The sequence below is a fragment of the Vibrio sp. YT-19(2023) genome (assembly GCF_033337395.1).
Genome location: NZ_JAWOQN010000919.1, coordinates 1 through 561, shown reverse-complemented (window position 1 = coordinate 561; position 561 = coordinate 1). Strand labels below are relative to the sequence as shown.

Annotated in this window: 1 pseudogene; it reads left to right on the top strand. The window is 37.4% G+C overall.

The features are described 5' to 3' along the window. Positions 1-416: 416 nt before the first annotated feature. Positions 417-561 (top strand): annotated as a pseudogene (locus R7E78_RS29190) (cell division protein DedD); the annotation flags it as partial.

Below are 561 nucleotides of genomic sequence, written 5' to 3'. Positions count from 1 at the left end.
AAGTGGTTTCTTTTGCATGTATTTACCGTCTTTATGGAACAGGATATTGTTGAAAACACACTAACCTTACAGACAGTAGATTCCGAATTCTCCTACATAAATTGCGTAAAATGTTTCTAAATGTAATTAATTGAAACGAGCCGAAATAAAGTTGATGCATTTGAAATCATTTTCAGATCTTCATTCACCCAACAATATAAGCAACCTCTAATCATCAATGTGATGTATGACTCATTCGCTTGCCAATTTTGACCAATAAACTCATCAATAAAAGCGGAATTGTTGCTTAGAGCTGAACAAACTCTCCCCGATTAACCATGAAAACGAATCGCTTTCACTGTAATGCTCGTATTTCGACTATTTTTTTAAAAAAAATGGGTTATCATTCAGATAATTCAAAGCCTTCGACCGAGAGGATGAGCATGATTTCTAAATGGGCGAAACGTTTTTACCAAATGGCTGAACTGGTGGCGTCTTGGAGTAAAGACCCTTCAACGCAGGTAGGTGCGGTGATCACTAAACAGCACCGCATTGTTTCTGTTGGCTTTAACGGTTATCCAC